We start from the raw sequence: 15,118 nt of genomic DNA on the forward strand, positions 1-15,118 counted from the left end.
TGGTGCCCGTAGCGGCGGAGGTTACCCGCCCGACTTCGGCACCAGCAACGGAATGACGCGGTCGCTCTTGGCCACTGAAGGCCGGCCGGCCGAACCGTAGGGAATCCCCAACGCATCCCATGTCTCGACTAGCGCGTCCTGTAAGGAGGCAATCAGCGCGTCAGAATGGAACGGTGTCGGCGTGATGCGCAGCCGTTCGGTGCCGCGCGGCACTGTCGGGTAATTGATCGGCTGGATATAGATGCCGTGCACGCCGAGCAGGCGGTCGCTGGCCATCTTGCAGAGCTCGGGATCGCCGACCAGCAGCGGCACGATGTGGGTAGGTGACTCCATTACCGGCAGGCCGGCCGCGGCAAGCACTTCCTTGGTCCGCGTCGCCTGACGCAGCTGCGCGTCGCGCTCGGCCTGCGAGCGCTTGAGATGGCGGATCGAGGTGGTTGCCGCGGCAGCGATCGCCGGCGGCAGCGCCGTGGTGAAGATGAAGCCCGGCGCATAGGAGCGCACGGCGTCGATCACGGCGCTGGTGCCGGTGATGTAGCCGCCAAGCGTGCCGAACGCCTTGGCCAGTGTGCCCTCGATGATGTCGATGCGGTCGGCCAGCCCTTCGCGCTCGGTGATGCCGCCGCCGCGCGGCCCGTACATGCCGACGGCATGGACCTCGTCTATATAAGTCATCGCATTGTAACGCTCGGCGAGGTCGACGATCTGCTTGATCGGCGCGATGTCGCCATCCATCGAATAGACGCTCTCGAAGACGATCAGCTTGGCACGCTCGCGGCCGGCCGCCTGCAGCAGGCTTTCGAGATGCGCGACGTCGTTATGGCGGAAGATCTTCTTCTCGGCGCCCGAGCGCCGCACACCCTCGATCATCGAAGCGTGGTTAAGCTCGTCCGAGATGATCAGGCAATTGGGAAGCAGCTTTGCAATGGTCGAGATCGACGCTTCGTTTGAAACGAAGCCGGAGGTGAAAACCAGTGCCGCTTCCTTGTCGTGCAGGTCGGCAAGCTCCAGTTCGAGCTCGACCAGCGGGTTGCTGGTGCCCGAAATGTTGCGGGTGCCGCCAGCCCCCGATCCCATTTTGCCTGCCGCCTTCTGGAACGCGGCGATGACGTCGGGATGCTGGCCCATGCCGAGATAATCGTTGGAGCACCAGACGGTGATTTCCTCGGCGCGGCCATTGGCACGCCAGATGGCGCGCGGGAATTTTCCCACGATACGCTCAAGGTCGGCGAAGACGCGATAGCGACGCTCTGCATGGAGCTGGTCGATCGCTTCCTCGAAAAACCGCTGGTAATTCATGTCGCCTTCCCAATTTTGCGCGGGATCATAGTCATTGGCCTATTCGCCGTCCACCGCACCGTTTTGGTCAAAATGCCACGCCCCAGGCCTGTTCCTAACGACCACGGAACGTGGCCTATTCCCTTGATGTGGATCAATCTTGTTTCAGGACAATGCCACCCGCCGATGAGACTGGTTACCGCAGATTGTAATGGCCTGGCGGCAGGTTTTCCAGTACGGCGACGATTGAGACAGTTCCGATAAATCATGAATAGCGAGGATGCGGATGACGGTTTTGGTGACAGGCGGTGCCGGCTATATCGGCAGCCATATGGTCTGGGAGTTGCTGGACACGGGCGACAGCGTCGTCGTCCTCGACCGGCTTTCGACCGGCTTTGAATGGGCGGTGGCTCCGGAAGCAAAGCTCGTCGTCGGCGATGTCGCCGACAAGGAATTGGTCGCCTCGATCATCCGCGACAACAAGGTCGACGCGATCATCCATTTCGCCGGCTCGATTGTCGTGCCCGAATCGGTGGCCGACCCGCTTGCCTATTACGAGAATAACACCTGCAAGACACGCACCCTGATCGAGACCGCGGTGCGCGAAGGCGTGCCCAATTTCATCTTTTCCTCGACCGCCGCCGTCTATGGCGGCGCCGGCCTGGAGCCGGTGCGCGAGGACGCCAGGCTTGCGCCGGAATCGCCCTACGGCCTGTCCAAGCTGATGAGCGAATGGATGCTCCGCGACGCGGCTATTGCCTATGGGCTGCGCTATACGGCGCTGCGCTATTTCAACGTCGCCGGCGCCGACCCGAAGGGCCGCACCGGCCAGTCGACGCCCGGCGCCACGCATCTGATCAAGGTCGCCTGCGAGACGGCGCTCGGCAAGCGCCCCTTCATGCAGGTGTTCGGCACCGACTATCCGACGCCGGACGGCACCTGCATGCGCGACTATATCCATGTCAGCGACCTGGCGGCGGCGCATCGGCTGGCCCTGCAGCGGCTGCGTGCCGGCGGATCGAGCCTGGTCGCCAATTGCGGCTACAGCCACGGCTATTCGGTGCTCGAGGTCATCGACAGCGTACGCCGCGTCTTCGGCCATGATTTCGAGGTGCGGATGGGCGAGCGCCGCCCCGGTGACGCCGCCGCGGTTGTCGCCAATTCGGAGCTGGCCCGCGGCGAACTCGGCTGGACCCCGCAGCGTGACAACCTCGACCAGATCGTCTCCGATGCGCTTGCCTGGGAGCGCATCCTGACCAGCAAGAATTCGGCTCTGGGCTAAGCGCGGGCTCTCCGTAAGGGCTCGTCGGCAGGAGGCAGAGGCGCTATTGAAGGGCCTCACGGCTGAGCGTGCAGGCGTTCGGCTGCGTTCGAGTTGGGGGCGGCATGAAAATATCGGTGCTTGGAGCCGGCGTCGTTGGCACGGCGGCGGCCTATTGTCTGGCCAGCGACGGCCATGAAGTCACGGTGATCGAGCGCCATCCGGCGGCGGCGCGCGGCACCAGCCAGTCGAATGCCGGCCTGGTATCTCCCGGCGATGCCACCGCCTGGGCTTCGCCCGCCGCGCTTAAAACGTTCCTGCGAGCTCTCTACAACCACGATCTCGGCATCAAGGTGCGGCTGCGCTTCGATCCGTATTTTGTCGCCTGGAGCCTGCGCTTCCTGCGCCAGTGCACGCATAAGCGCATGCGCGCCAACACCGAGATCAAGCTGCGCCTGGCGCTCTATTCGCGCAACTGCATCAACGCCATCTCCGCCGACACCGGCATCCACTATGACGAGCGCAAGAAAGGCATTCTGTATTTCTTCCGCTCGCAGCAGAGCTTTGATACCGGCACCGACAATTACCGCTATCTCGCCGAACATGGCCTGCCGATCGAGATCGTCGGCCGCGACCGGCTGGTCGAGCTCGAGCCCGGCCTTGCCGGAGCCAAGGACAAAATTGCCGGCGGCGTCTATTCGCCGATCGACCAGACCGGCGATTCCAGTCAATTCACGCAGCGCCTCGCTGCCTATGCCGCCGAAAAACTCGGTGTCCAATTCCTCTACGGCACGACGGTCGAAGGCCTCGACATCGACGGCGACCGGGTGCGCGCGGTGATGACCTCGGCCGGCCCGGTGGCCGGCGACGCCGTGGTCATTTCCATGGGGCCGGAGAGCGGTCTGCTCGGCCGCCGCTACGGCATCGACCTGCCCGTCTATCCCGTGAAGGGCTATACCGTGACCGTTCCGCTGGAAGATGAAAGCAACGGGCCGATCATGGGCGGCGCCGACGAGGACCGGCTGATCGGCTATTCCAGGCTGGGAAATCGGCTGCGGATGTCCTCGACGGCGGAGTTCACCGGTTTCGACCGCACGTTCAAGCCGCGCGATTTCAACTCGATCCTGAACACCGGCAAGGACCTGTTCCCCGGCGCCTTCGACGAGAGCAAGGCCGAGCTCTGGGCTGGACTTCGCCCGATGATGCCGAACTCCGTGCCGGTCATCGGCCGGGCGCGGTATGACAATCTATATCTCGATACCGGCCACGGCCATCTCGGCTGGACCATGGCCTGCGGTTCGGGAAAATTCCTTGCCGACGTGGTCGCCGGCCGCAAGCCGGAGATCGATCCACAAGGATTGCTCTACGCGGGCTAGCAACGGCCTGACCGCAGGGCGCCATGAGCTCGGCGGTCAGGCTCGTTCGTCGACTGCCGAACGCCAGGAGCGCACGTAACTTGTCCAGAGTGGATCGGCCGACGGTTCGGTCCTTTCGCCTCTGCCTTGCGGTGTCCCCTGGTCCGACGCCAGCAAGGCGGCGCCGATGCTGGTGCCTGTCGCAGCCGCGGAGGCAATGACGGCGCGCGCCGTCGCCGCAGCCAGCATGCGGGTGAACAGCCGGTTGCGGGCGAAGGGTCCTTCGACGATGGTTGACCCCCCGCCGCCGATCAGATCGAGGCAGGTCGCGGTCATCAGCGCCAGGTAGAACGAGATGGCGACAAAGCGCTGGCCGGCCGTCATACCTTCGGCGCTGAGCCACGCCGCGGCATAGTGCGGAAACGGCCCCGAATCCTGTTGGGTCGAAGGCAACAGGGACGTCTTGCGCGCGAGCACCGCGGCGACATCGTCTTCGGTCCAGTCTTCCGATTGGCCTTCCGTCAGCACGGAGAACTCGCGGCCACCCATGAAGCGCGCCGAGGGCACGGCATCGCCGAACGCGTTGACATTGACCAGCGTGTCGCGCGCCGGATCGAGCGTGACCTTGCTGCCGCCAACCGCCATCGACACCACCCAGGTGCCGGTCGAGACGACGGAGAAAGGCGGCTTGTCGGACAGGAGATGCGGCAGCAGCGAGGCGTTGGAATCGTGCAGGCCGCAATACACCGGCGTTTGCGGATCGAGGCCGGTTTGCCGCGCCAGAGCGGGCAGGATCGGGCCCAAGCGGTCCTTGGCCTGCCGCACCGGCGCCATTAGCCGGCGCCATTCCAGCCGGTCGACCAGTGAGGAAAAATCCGCTTTCCACGGGTTCCACAGATCGGTGTGGCAGCCGAGCGAAGTCACCTCGCTGGCGGCGACGCCGGTCAGGCGCAAGGCCCAGTATTGCGGATACATCAGCATCGCGGCGGCCCTGGCGAAATCCGCTGGAAAGCGCTTCTGCTGCCAGAACAACTGCGCGCCGAGATTGAGGCCGGCCGGCAGGCGCGGCGTGCCGGTCTCGGTGAAAGGCGGGCGGATCGCGTCGTAGTCCTTGGCGAAGGCATCCGGACCGTCGAACTCGTAATCGAGCACCGGCAGCGCCAGTTCGCCTGATGCGTCGGCCAGCACCGCCGTTGCGCCATGGGTGGTGATCGATATCGCGTCGATGCGCTGCTCGCGATCGATCTCTGCCAGGCTGCCGAGGATGAACGCCCATAACCGCTCGACGTCGTGGTGCGGATACGGGCGTTGCCGAACCGGCTCGTTGACCATCCTGCGCAGCGCCACTTCGCTTGCTGCGGCGAGATCGACCAGCGCCACCTTGGCGTTGGTCTTGCCGATATCGATGACGGCGACGTGGCGGGTCATTCCATATGGAACATTGTTTCCAGCGGCACCGCCACCGGCTCGTTGTTCGGCTTGGTTTCCATGATGTCTGCCATCTCGGCCCACCAGCGCTGCATCGCCGGATGCTTAGGCAATTCGTCCATGCCATGGTCGTCACGGCGCCACAGCACGCCGAACAAGGTGTTGGTCTCCTCGTCGAGATGGATCGAGTAATCGGAGATACCAGCCTGTTTTAGCAACGCGACGAGTGACGGCCAGATGTCGTCGTGGCGCCTCTTGTATTCGGCCTTCATGCCGGGATTGAGCTTCATCTTGAACGCATATTTTTCGGGCATCAGGCAAAGCGCTCCCGCCGCACGCGCTGCCACAGGATCGGCAGCGCGATGACGATGATCAGCAGCAGGCCGATGAAGATCGACATGACGATCCCCGGCACGTTGAGCAGGCCAAGACCGAAGGTCACCAGCCCCATGATGAAGGCCGCCAGCACGACGCCCAGAATGCTGCCGGCGCCACCGAGAATGCTGACGCCGCCGAGCACCACCATGGTGATGACTTCGAGTTCGTAGCCCTGCGCGATCGACGGCCGGGTCGAGCCGAGCCGTGACGTAATCAGCACCGAGGCGATGCCCGCCATCAGGCCGGTCAGGCAAAACAGGATGAACTTGATGCGGCCGACACGCACGCCGGAAAACTGCGCCGCAACCGGGTTGTTGCCGATGGCAAAGACCCGGCGGCCGAAGCTCGTCCGGTGCAGAAGGAACCAGTAGACGACGGCCGCGACCAGGAAAAGCGTCAGTTCGAACGACACCACCCACCAGACATAACCTTGGCCGAAGAAGGCGAAGCTCGCGGGATAGCCCTTGTAGGCCTGGTCGCCGAGGATGATGAAGGCAACGCCGCGAAACAGGCTCATGGTGCCGATGGTGACGACGATCGACGGCAGCCCCAGCCTGGTGACGAGCAGCCCGTTGAAGGCGCCGCAGCCGAGCCCGACGACGATGCCGATTGCCACCAGGACAGGCGTGCCGGCGCCGGCCTGCACCGCCATGCCCATCATCGTCGAGGCGAGTGCGATGATAGCGGCGACCGACAGGTCGATTTCGCCGGAGATGATCAGCAGTGCCATGGCCAGCGCGATCAGCGCCTTTTCGGTGAAGTTGAAAGTCAGGTCCGACAGCGACCACGCGTCGAGGAAATAGGGCGAGGCAAAACTGTTGACGGCAAAGATGGCGACCGCCACGACGACCAGCAGCGCCTCCCATGAGAAGATCGCCGCAGTGAACGGCTTGTCGAGTCGGTTCGGAACATGGCGCGGGGCAGGGGTATCGGTCATGCCACTTCCGCCTTTTTGAGGATGATGCGGCCTTGCCGGCGTTCGCCGCGCGCGTTGAGCACCACGGCCAGGATGATGGCGCTGCCCGAAATCGCCATTTGCCAGAAGGGCGAGATATTGATCACCGGCAGCGCGTTGGAGATGATACCGAGGAACAGCGCGCCGAGCACCGCGCCGCCGACCGAGCCGATGCCGCCGGCGATCGAGATGCCGCCGATGACGCAGGCGGCGATGATGTTGAGCTCATAGCCGTTGGCGACCTCGACCGAGGCGATGACGTAGCGCGAGATCCAGAGATAGCCGCAGAGGCCGCCGATCATCCCCGAAATGCAGAAGACGATGAATTTCGTCCGGCCGACGTCGATGCCGGCATAGACCGATGCGGTCGGGTTGACACCGATGGCGTAGATCGAGCGGCCGAGCGCCGTGCGCGTCATCACAAGGAAGAACAAGGCGATGACCAGCAGGGCAATCCATGACAGCACCGGTATGCCGAGGAACGTCGCGCGCTGCAGGCCGATGAAATCGGGGCTCATCTGGTCGGCGTTGACCCAGGCGCCGCCTGAAATAACGAAGGTGGCGCCGCGGTAGATGGTGAGAGTGCCGAGCGTTACCACGATCGAGGGAATGTTCAGCCGCCACACCAACAGGCCATTGATGGCGCCGAGCACCAGGCCGACCAGAAGTGCGATGACGATCAGCAGCGGGATCGGGATTGCCGGATGCGCGGCGTTCAGCATCGCCACCACCATGCCGGTGAAGCAGAGATTGGCTGCCATCGACAGGTCGATCGAGCGGGTCAGGATAACCACCATCTGGCCGAGCGCCAGGATCATCAGGATCGACGTGTCGTTGAACACCTGGCGCACATTGCCGGGAGCGGCAAAGCCCGGAAAACGCATCGAGATCAGCCCGATCAGCACGGCGATTGCCGCCAGCAGCCAGACTTCGCGGTATTTGAGAAGAGCCTTCATGCCGCGATCCCCGCTGCCGTCCTGACCAGCGTTTCGGCGTCGAGCCCCTTATTGTCGTAGACCGCGGCAATGCGGCCCTCGCGCATAACGACGACACGGTCGGACATGCCGAGAATTTCCGGCAGTTCGGACGACACCATGATAACCGACAGGCCTTGCGCGACGAGCTCGGCCATGAAGCCGTGCACGGCGGCCTTCGAGCCGATGTCGATGCCCTTGGTCGGCTCGTCCAGTATGATCACCTTGGGCGCGGTCGCCAGCCATTTGGCGATGACGATCTTCTGCTGGTTGCCGCCCGACAGCGTGCCGACGTCCTGGCTGAGCGAGGAGGCGCGCAGGTCGAGCCGCTCTGTGTAGGAGCGGGCTAGCGCAAACTCTTCCGCCAGCCGCAATATGCCGGATTTGGAGGTTCGCTTGAGCGACGGCAGCGAGACATTCTGGAAGATCGGCAGGCCGATCACCACACCTTGCTTGCCGCGCTCCTCCGGCACATAGACGATACCGGCATCGATCGAATCCGCCGCCGATTTCGGCGCGATCGCCTTGCCTTCCAGCGTGATCGTGCCGCCGCTGGTGTGGGTGATGCCTGATATCGCCTGCATCACCTCGCTGCGCCCGGCGCCGACAAGACCGTAGAAGCCGAGGATCTCGCCCCTGTGCAGCTCGAAGCCGATATCATCGAACTCGGTCGGATGCGACAGGCCGGAGACGGCCAGCACCGGCGCGCCGATCTCGGCCTTGCGCTGCGGAAAGATGTGGTCGACCGCGCGGCCGACCATCATGCGCACGATCTGGCTCTGGCCGGCGTCCTTGATCAGGCCTTCGCCGACCATCTCGCCGTCGCGGAACACGGTATAGCGGTCGGCGATGCGGTAGATCTCATCGAATTTGTGGCTGATGAACAGGATCGCCTTGCCGTCGCTCTTGAGGAATTCGATCAGCAGGAAAAGCTCTTCGATCTCCTTCATCGAAAGCGCCGCCGTCGGCTCGTCCATGATGACGATCCGCGCGTCGATCGACATGGCGCGGGCAACGGCGACGAGATGCTTGTTGGCGATGCCGAGATCCTTCAGCCTGGCATCGGCGTCGATATGGCCGGCACCCATCGTGTCCAGCACTTCGCGGGCGTTCTTGCGCATCGTGCGCCAGTCGATGGTCTTGAAGCGGGTGCGCGGCGCATGGCCGAGGAAGATGTTTTCGGCCACCGTCAGGTCGTCGAACAGCACGGTTTCCTGATGGATGGCGGTGATGCCATGCCCGAAGGCGGCATGGGCGCTGGGCAAGGCGACGGGCTGGCCGTCGATGCTGATCGTGCCCGCATCCGGCTGATAGATGCCGGTCATGATCTTGACCAGCGTCGACTTGCCGGCGCCGTTCTCGCCGATCAGCGCGGTCACCTGGCCGGGATAGAGCGACAGGCTGACATCGTGCAGCGCGCGCACGCCGGGAAAGCTTTTCGAGATGCCGGACAGCGTCAGCCGCGGCCCGGGAGACAAAGGCGCTTCCTTCGCCACTTCGTGTTGGGCTGTCGTGTCCATAATCGTATCAAGCCCTGAAACTAGGTCCGGTTGAGGCCGCGGCGGGGCCAAGGTCCCGCCGCACCAGTTCGAAGGCTCCAGGATCAATAGATCTTGGAGAACTTTTCGATGTTCGACTTGTCGAACTGGAAGGGCGGAGCCATCGCAGCCGAGTTGGTGTCGTCGAGCGTGACCTTGCCGACGCGGCCGATCGACAGCGTAGCACCGGGCTTCGCCTCTTCCTTCTTCACCGCCAGGTCGTGGGCGAGGTAGACGGCCGAATAGCCGAGGTCGATCGGGTTCCACAGCGCAACCGCTTGGCTGGCGCCATTGTCGATGAACTTCTTGAACTCCGATGGCAGCGCCAGGCCGGTGACGTTGACCTTGCCGATCAGGCCTTCATCGGTCACCACCTGCGCGGCGGCAACGACGCCGACCGTGGTCGGTGCGATGATCGCCTTGAGGTTCGGGTAGGACTTCAGCAAGCCCTTGGCCTCGTCCGTGCTCTTGGCCGAGTCGTCGTCGCCATAGACGGTGGCGACGAGCTTGATCTTGGGGAACTTCTCCGGCAGCACCTTCTTGGCCGCGTCGATCCAGGCGTTCTGGTTGGTCGCGGTGGACGAAGCCGACAGGATGGCGACATCGCCGCCTTCCGGCAGGTAGTCGGCGGCAAGCTTGATGATGGTCTCGCCGATCAGGTTGGTGTCGGAAGGGTTGAGGTGAAGCTGGCGGCCTTCCGGCGCGACGCCTGAATCCCACGAGATGACGGTGATGCCGCGTTCCATCGCCTTCTTCAGCGCCGGAACCAGCGCGTCGGCGTCATTGGCCGAAATGGCGATGGCGTTGACCTTCTGGGCGATCAGCGAATTGACCACTTCGATCTGCGCTTCGGCGGTCGCCTTGGTCGGGCCGGTGTAGATGATCTCGACGTCGCCGAGTTCCTTGGCCGCCTCTTCGGCGCCCTTGTTGGCGGCGTCGAAGAAGCCGTTGCCGAGCGACTTCACCACCAGCGCGATCTTGACGTTTTCGGCATAGGCGGCATTCACGAACATGGCGGCGGAAAACGCCGCCGTAACCATCAGTTTCTTCAGAAAGCTCATCGAATATCCTCCCTTGAGCGTTGCATTCCATCGCCGCTGCGGGCGTGAGTTTTCTCAGGCCTGCAGCGAAGATTCTTCCTTGTTGCTTGCCGTTGTGCGGGCGACGATCAGCGTCACGCCGGCGGTCTCCAGCATCTTGGCTTCGCGATCCTCGATGCCGTCGTCGGTGATCACCGTGGCGATGCGCGACAGGCCGCACAGGATCAGGCTCGAGCGCTTGCGGAATTTCGAGGAGTCGACCAGCACCACCAATTCGTCCGCCTGGTCGATAAGCTTCTGCTCGGCCTGGATCAGCAGCGGGTCGCCTTCCATAAGACCCAGCGGCCCCAGTCCCTGCGCGCCCATGAACATGCGGCGCGCGTAGAAATTGCGCGTCACGTCATTGTCGAAGGGCGACAGGATGATGTTCTGCTCGCGGTAGATGGTGCCGCCCGACAGCATCACCGTGTTCTTGGAATGCCTGAGCAGGTGCTCGGCGATCGGAAAGGAATTGGTGAAGATCGGCATGCGGCGGCCGCTCAGGAAATGCACCATCTGGAACGTGGTGGTGCCGCCATTGATGATGATCGGCTCGCCGTCCTTGCAGAGTTCCACGGCCTCTCGTGCGATCGCCCGCTTCTGCGAAGCGTTGATCGTCTCGTTGACGGAAAACGGCCGGCCGGCAAGGCCGATGAACTGCGGAGGCGAGAGCGCCTCGGCGCCGCCGCGCACCCGGCGCAGGCGCTTTTGCACATGCAATGCCGCGATGTCGCGCCGGATCGTCGCCTCCGACGACTCCGTCAGGTCGACCATCTCCTGCACCGTCACCACAGGCTTTTCCTGGACGGCGGACAGAATGATCCTGTGGCGCTCTTTCTCGTGCATGGTTCCTCCCTGCTTGAGCATCTAGGCACCCCAAGCGCGCAGTGTCAATCATTTCCGATCAGATAATTTCATTGTGCAGTGCAATATGATTGATATTGATCGTTTGTGATTGACAAGACGGCCGCTTGCGTAGAAATTCGGACAAAAGGGACCCGCGCCGTTTGCGTGTCCCAAAGGGAGGATTACCTATGCTCGACAAGCGCTCCGGCACGCGCCTCGCCAATCTTTGGGATGACGCAAAAGCGCAAGCGATGAGCGAGCCCGAACGTCTGGTCTATCGCTCGAATGTTCTTGGCTCCGACAAGCGCGTCACCAATTATGGCGGCGGCAACACCTCCTCCAAGATCTGGCAAAACGATCCGCTCACTGGGCAGAGCGTGGAAGTGCTGTGGGTCAAGGGCTCGGGCGGCGACAGCGCCTCGATCAAACTCGACGGCTTCGCCACGCTCTACATGGACAAATTGCGCGCGCTGAAAGGTCTCTATCGCGGCCTCGAACATGAAGACGAGATGGTCGGCTATTTGCCCCACTGCACCTTCAACCTCAACCCGCGCGCGGCCTCGATCGACACACCGCTGCATGCCTTCGTGCCGAAGCCTTATGTCGACCACATGCACCCCGACGCCATCATCGCCATTGCCGCCGCCAAGGATTCGCAGGCGCTGACCAAGGAGATCTTCGGCGACACGATCGGCTGGCTGCCATGGAAGCGCCCGGGCTTCGAACTCGGCCTGTGGCTGGAGAAATTCTGCCTCGAGAACCCCGAGGCCAAGGGTGTCGTGCTGGCAAGCCATGGCCTGTTCAGCTGGGGCGACACGCCGAAGGAATGCTACGAGACGACGATTTCGGTGATCAACCAGGCGATCGACTGGTTCGAGCGCAAGAGCCAGGGCAAGCCGATCTTCGGCGGCGAAATCGTCAAATCGCTCGATGCACCGGCGCGTCGCGCTGTGGCTGCAAAACTGATGCCGAGGATCCGCGGCCTGATCTCGGAGAAAAGCCACAAGCTCGGCCATTTCGACGATTCTCCTGCGGTGCTCGAATTCGTCAATTCCAGGGATTTGCGGCCGCTGGCGGCACTCGGCACATCCTGCCCGGACCACTTCCTGCGCACCAAGATCCGGCCGCTGGTCATCGAGTTCGATCCCAGGAATCCCGATGTCGATGCCGTCATTGCCCGTCTTGTCGACGATGTGGCGGAGTATCGCGTCGGCTATCAGGCCTATTATGACCGCTGCAAGCACGCGGATTCGCCACCGGTGCGCGATCCGAACGCCGTGGTCTATCTGATGCCCGGTGTCGGCATGTTCACCTTCGCTGGCGACAAGGCGACGGCGCGTATATCGGGCGAATTCTACGTCAACGCCATCAACGTCATGCGCGGCGCCTCGACGGTGTCGACCTATGTCGGGCTGCCCGACCAGGAAGCCTTCGATATCGAATACTGGCTGCTCGAAGAGGCAAAGCTGCAGCGCCTGCCGAAACCGAAAGCTCTTGCCGGCCAAATCGCGCTGGTCACCGGCGGCGCCGGCGGCATTGGCCGCGCCACCGCCAACCGGCTGCTGCGCGAAGGCGCCTGCGTCGTGCTGGCCGATATCGACGAGGCAGCCCTTGCCAGCGCCAATGACGAGCTTGCCAAGGCCTACGGCAAGGATTTCGTGCGGCCCGTCGTCATCAACGTCACGTCCGAGGATCAGGTGATCTCCGGCTTTGCCGAGACAGCGGTCGAGTTCGGCGGCATCGACATCCTGGTGTCCAACGCTGGCCTGGCCTCCTCGGCGCCGATCGAGGACACCACACTGGCGCTGTGGAACAAGAACATGGACATCTTGTCGACGGGATATTTCCTGGTTTCGCGGGAGGCGTTCCGGCTGTTTCGGACGCAAAAGATCGGCGGCAACGTCGTCTTCGTCGCCTCTAAGAACGGCCTTGCCGCATCGCCAAACGCCGCCGCCTACTGCACGGCCAAGGCTGCCGAGATCCATCTGGCGCGCTGCCTGGCGCTGGAAGGCGCGGAAGCCCAGATCAGGGTCAATGTCGTCAATCCCGACGCCGTGCTGCGCGGCTCGAAGATCTGGACCGGCGAATGGAAGGAACAGCGCGCCGCCGCTTACAAGATGTCGACCGACGATCTCGAAGAGCATTACCGCTCGCGCTCGATGCTGAAGCGGTCGGTGTTCCCCGAAGACATCGCCGAAGCGATCTATTTCTTCGCCTCCGACATGTCGGCAAAATCGACCGGCAACATCATCAATGTCGACGCCGGCAACGCGCAGAGTTTTACGCGATAATAGTTTGAAGGCGGCGCTGCCCCTCACCCTTACCCTCTCCCCGTAAGGACGGGGAGAGGGGGTCGCCAATGCCGGAGCGCTTCCCTTCTCTCCGTCTCTATACGGGGAGAAGGTGCCGGCAGGCGGATGAGGGGCAGCGCGACCAACGCAAATTGGGAGGAAACCACCATGTCCGAAACCATCATCTCCGCCGACCTCGTCGACAGGCACAATGCCGCGCGCAATGCCGACCTCAAGCGCGACTACGAGTCCCTCGGCGAGCGCCTCGACCGCCGCGGCATCGCCATCGATGCCATCCGCGACAAGGTCGAGAAATTCGCCGTCGCCATCCCGTCCTGGGGCGTCGGCACCGGCGGCACCCGCTTTGCCCGCTTTCCCGGCGCTGGCGAGCCGCGCGACATTTTCGACAAGATCGAGGACTGCGCCGTCATCCGCCAGCTGACGCAGGCGACGCCGACCGTCTCGCTGCATATTCCGTGGGACAAGGCCGATCCGAACCGGCTGAAGCAGGCGGCATCCCGCTTCGGCCTCGGCTTCGACGCCATCAACTCCAATACCTTCTCCGACGCCAGGGACCAAAAACTTTCGTATAAGTTCGGCTCGTTGTCGCATGCCGATGCCGCAACACGCCGGCAGGCGGTCGAGCATAATCTCGAATGCATCGAGATCGGCAGGACGCTGGGCTCGAAAGCGCTGACGGTGTGGATCGGCGACGGCTCGAATTTTCCCGGCCAGGTTAATTTCGCCAAGGCGTTCGAGCGTTATCTCGACGCGATGAAGGAGATTTATGCCGGACTGCCGGACGACTGGAAGCTGTTCACCGAGCACAAGATGTACGAGCCGGCCTTTTATTCGACCGTCGTGCAGGATTGGGGCACCAACTACATCATCGCCAAAGAGCTTGGCGACAAGGCGTTCTGCCTGGTCGACCTCGGCCATCACGCCCCCAACGTCAACATCGAGATGATCGTGTCGCGGCTGATCCAGTTCAAGAAGCTCGGCGGCTTCCATTTCAACGATTCGAAATATGGCGACGACGACCTCGACGCCGGCTCGATCGATCCCTACCGGCTGTTCCTGGTCTTCAACGAACTGGTCGATGCCGAGCTTTCCGGTGCCGAAGGGTTCGATCCGGCCCACATGCTCGACCAGAGCCACAACGTCACCGATCCGATCGAAAGCCTGATGCTGTCGGCGGTTGAAGTGCAGCGCGCCTATGCCCAGGCGCTGCTGGTCGATCGCAAGGCGCTCGAAGGCTTCCAGGACGCCAATGATGCGCTGATGGCAACGCAGACGCTGAAGATAGCCTATCGCACCGATGTCGAGCCGATCCTCGCCATGGCACGACTAAAGACCGGCGGCGCCATCGATCCGGTCGCCGCCTACCGCGCAGCCGGGTATCGGCCGAAAGTCGCAGCGGAACGGCCGGCGGTCGCGAGCGTCGGCGGTGGGATTGTTTGAAGGTGGCTGCGAAATGAAAAACCCGCCACGAAGGGCGGGTCGTTGGAGCCAATTAGCACCACAGCCAGATCAGTAGCATAGCTGCCGGCACAAAGCAAGAACAAAATTGCTGTAACGTGAAAATTCTGGGAGCCGCGATGAAGCGTGGCCTTGTTTCCAACGCTGCGGCGCTCAGAAGTAACGGCATGGATCCTAGGGTCTCCGCGACGTCGCTTCGCTCCTGCTCCGCCCTAGGATGACGAAGGCGTGAGCGCCTACAGCTAATCGCAGATGT

12 protein-coding genes are annotated in these 15,118 nt (G+C 63.0%); 4 read left to right on the top strand and 8 right to left on the bottom strand.

Features of this window, described 5'->3' with window-relative positions; genetic code table 11:
• Positions 1-21 precede the first annotated feature (21 nt).
• Positions 22-1,299 carry a 5-aminolevulinate synthase gene (gene hemA, locus NKH91_RS25890; RefSeq protein WP_023719474.1) on the bottom strand — a complete coding sequence of 426 codons (1,278 nt, stop codon included), beginning with the start codon at positions 1,297-1,299 and terminating at the stop codon, positions 22-24.
• 265 nt (positions 1,300-1,564) lie between these two features.
• On the opposite strand from hemA, the gene galE reads away from it, so the two are divergent.
• Together galE and NKH91_RS25900 are read left to right on the top strand one after the other, a co-directional pair.
• Positions 1,565-2,560, top strand: a complete 996-nt coding sequence (galE, locus tag NKH91_RS25895; RefSeq protein WP_023719473.1) for a UDP-glucose 4-epimerase GalE — start codon at positions 1,565-1,567, stop codon at positions 2,558-2,560.
• 104 nt (positions 2,561-2,664) lie between these two features.
• A complete protein-coding gene (locus tag NKH91_RS25900) occupies positions 2,665-3,915 on the top strand; it encodes a D-amino acid dehydrogenase (RefSeq protein WP_352482468.1) in 1,251 nt (416 codons plus the stop codon).
• 36 nt (positions 3,916-3,951) lie between these two features.
• Here the strand turns inward: NKH91_RS25900 and NKH91_RS25905 are convergent, their stop codons facing one another.
• The 7 genes from NKH91_RS25905 to NKH91_RS25935 all read right to left on the bottom strand — a co-directional run bounded on the left by NKH91_RS25905 (position 3,952) and on the right by NKH91_RS25935 (position 11,092).
• Positions 3,952-5,322 carry an FGGY-family carbohydrate kinase gene (locus NKH91_RS25905; protein ID WP_352515896.1) on the bottom strand — a complete coding sequence of 457 codons (1,371 nt, stop codon included), beginning with the start codon at positions 5,320-5,322 and terminating at the stop codon, positions 3,952-3,954.
• Positions 5,319-5,636 carry an L-rhamnose mutarotase gene (gene rhaM / locus NKH91_RS25910; protein WP_352482465.1) on the bottom strand — a complete coding sequence of 106 codons (318 nt, stop codon included), beginning with the start codon at positions 5,634-5,636 and terminating at the stop codon, positions 5,319-5,321. Before rhaM ends, NKH91_RS25905 begins: the two co-directional genes overlap by 4 nt.
• Positions 5,636-6,637 carry an ABC transporter permease gene (locus tag NKH91_RS25915; RefSeq protein ID WP_352482463.1) on the bottom strand — a complete coding sequence of 334 codons (1,002 nt, stop codon included), beginning with the start codon at positions 6,635-6,637 and terminating at the stop codon, positions 5,636-5,638. Before NKH91_RS25915 ends, rhaM begins: the two co-directional genes overlap by 1 nt.
• Entirely contained in the window at positions 6,634-7,611 is a 978-nt protein-coding gene (locus NKH91_RS25920; protein ID WP_352493795.1) for an ABC transporter permease, read from the bottom strand. The genes NKH91_RS25915 and NKH91_RS25920 overlap by 4 nt, the downstream gene beginning before the upstream one ends.
• Positions 7,608-9,149 carry a sugar ABC transporter ATP-binding protein gene (locus NKH91_RS25925; RefSeq protein ID WP_352493796.1) on the bottom strand — a complete coding sequence of 514 codons (1,542 nt, stop codon included), beginning with the start codon at positions 9,147-9,149 and terminating at the stop codon, positions 7,608-7,610. The genes NKH91_RS25920 and NKH91_RS25925 overlap by 4 nt, the downstream gene beginning before the upstream one ends.
• An 83-nt stretch (positions 9,150-9,232) precedes the next feature.
• Positions 9,233-10,228, bottom strand: a complete 996-nt coding sequence (rhaS, locus tag NKH91_RS25930) for a rhamnose ABC transporter substrate-binding protein (RefSeq protein WP_023719466.1) — start codon at positions 10,226-10,228, stop codon at positions 9,233-9,235.
• 54 nt (positions 10,229-10,282) lie between these two features.
• A complete protein-coding gene (locus NKH91_RS25935; protein WP_352493797.1) occupies positions 10,283-11,092 on the bottom strand; it encodes a DeoR/GlpR family DNA-binding transcription regulator in 810 nt (269 codons plus the stop codon).
• A 188-nt stretch (positions 11,093-11,280) separates the two neighbouring features.
• Between NKH91_RS25935 and NKH91_RS25940 the strand changes: the two genes are divergently transcribed.
• Both NKH91_RS25940 and rhaI read left to right on the top strand, forming a co-directional pair.
• Positions 11,281-13,383 carry a bifunctional rhamnulose-1-phosphate aldolase/short-chain dehydrogenase gene (locus NKH91_RS25940; protein ID WP_023719464.1) on the top strand — a complete coding sequence of 701 codons (2,103 nt, stop codon included), beginning with the start codon at positions 11,281-11,283 and terminating at the stop codon, positions 13,381-13,383.
• A gap of 168 nt (positions 13,384-13,551) precedes the next feature.
• Positions 13,552-14,844, top strand: coding sequence for an L-rhamnose catabolism isomerase (gene rhaI / locus NKH91_RS25945; protein WP_352885287.1), 1,293 nt, complete (start codon positions 13,552-13,554; stop codon positions 14,842-14,844).
• Positions 14,845-15,118: the final 274 nt, after the last annotated feature.

Origin of the sequence: Mesorhizobium sp. M0894, from assembly GCF_040319725.1 — a bacterium.
Taxonomy (GTDB): domain Bacteria; phylum Pseudomonadota; class Alphaproteobacteria; order Rhizobiales; family Rhizobiaceae; genus Mesorhizobium.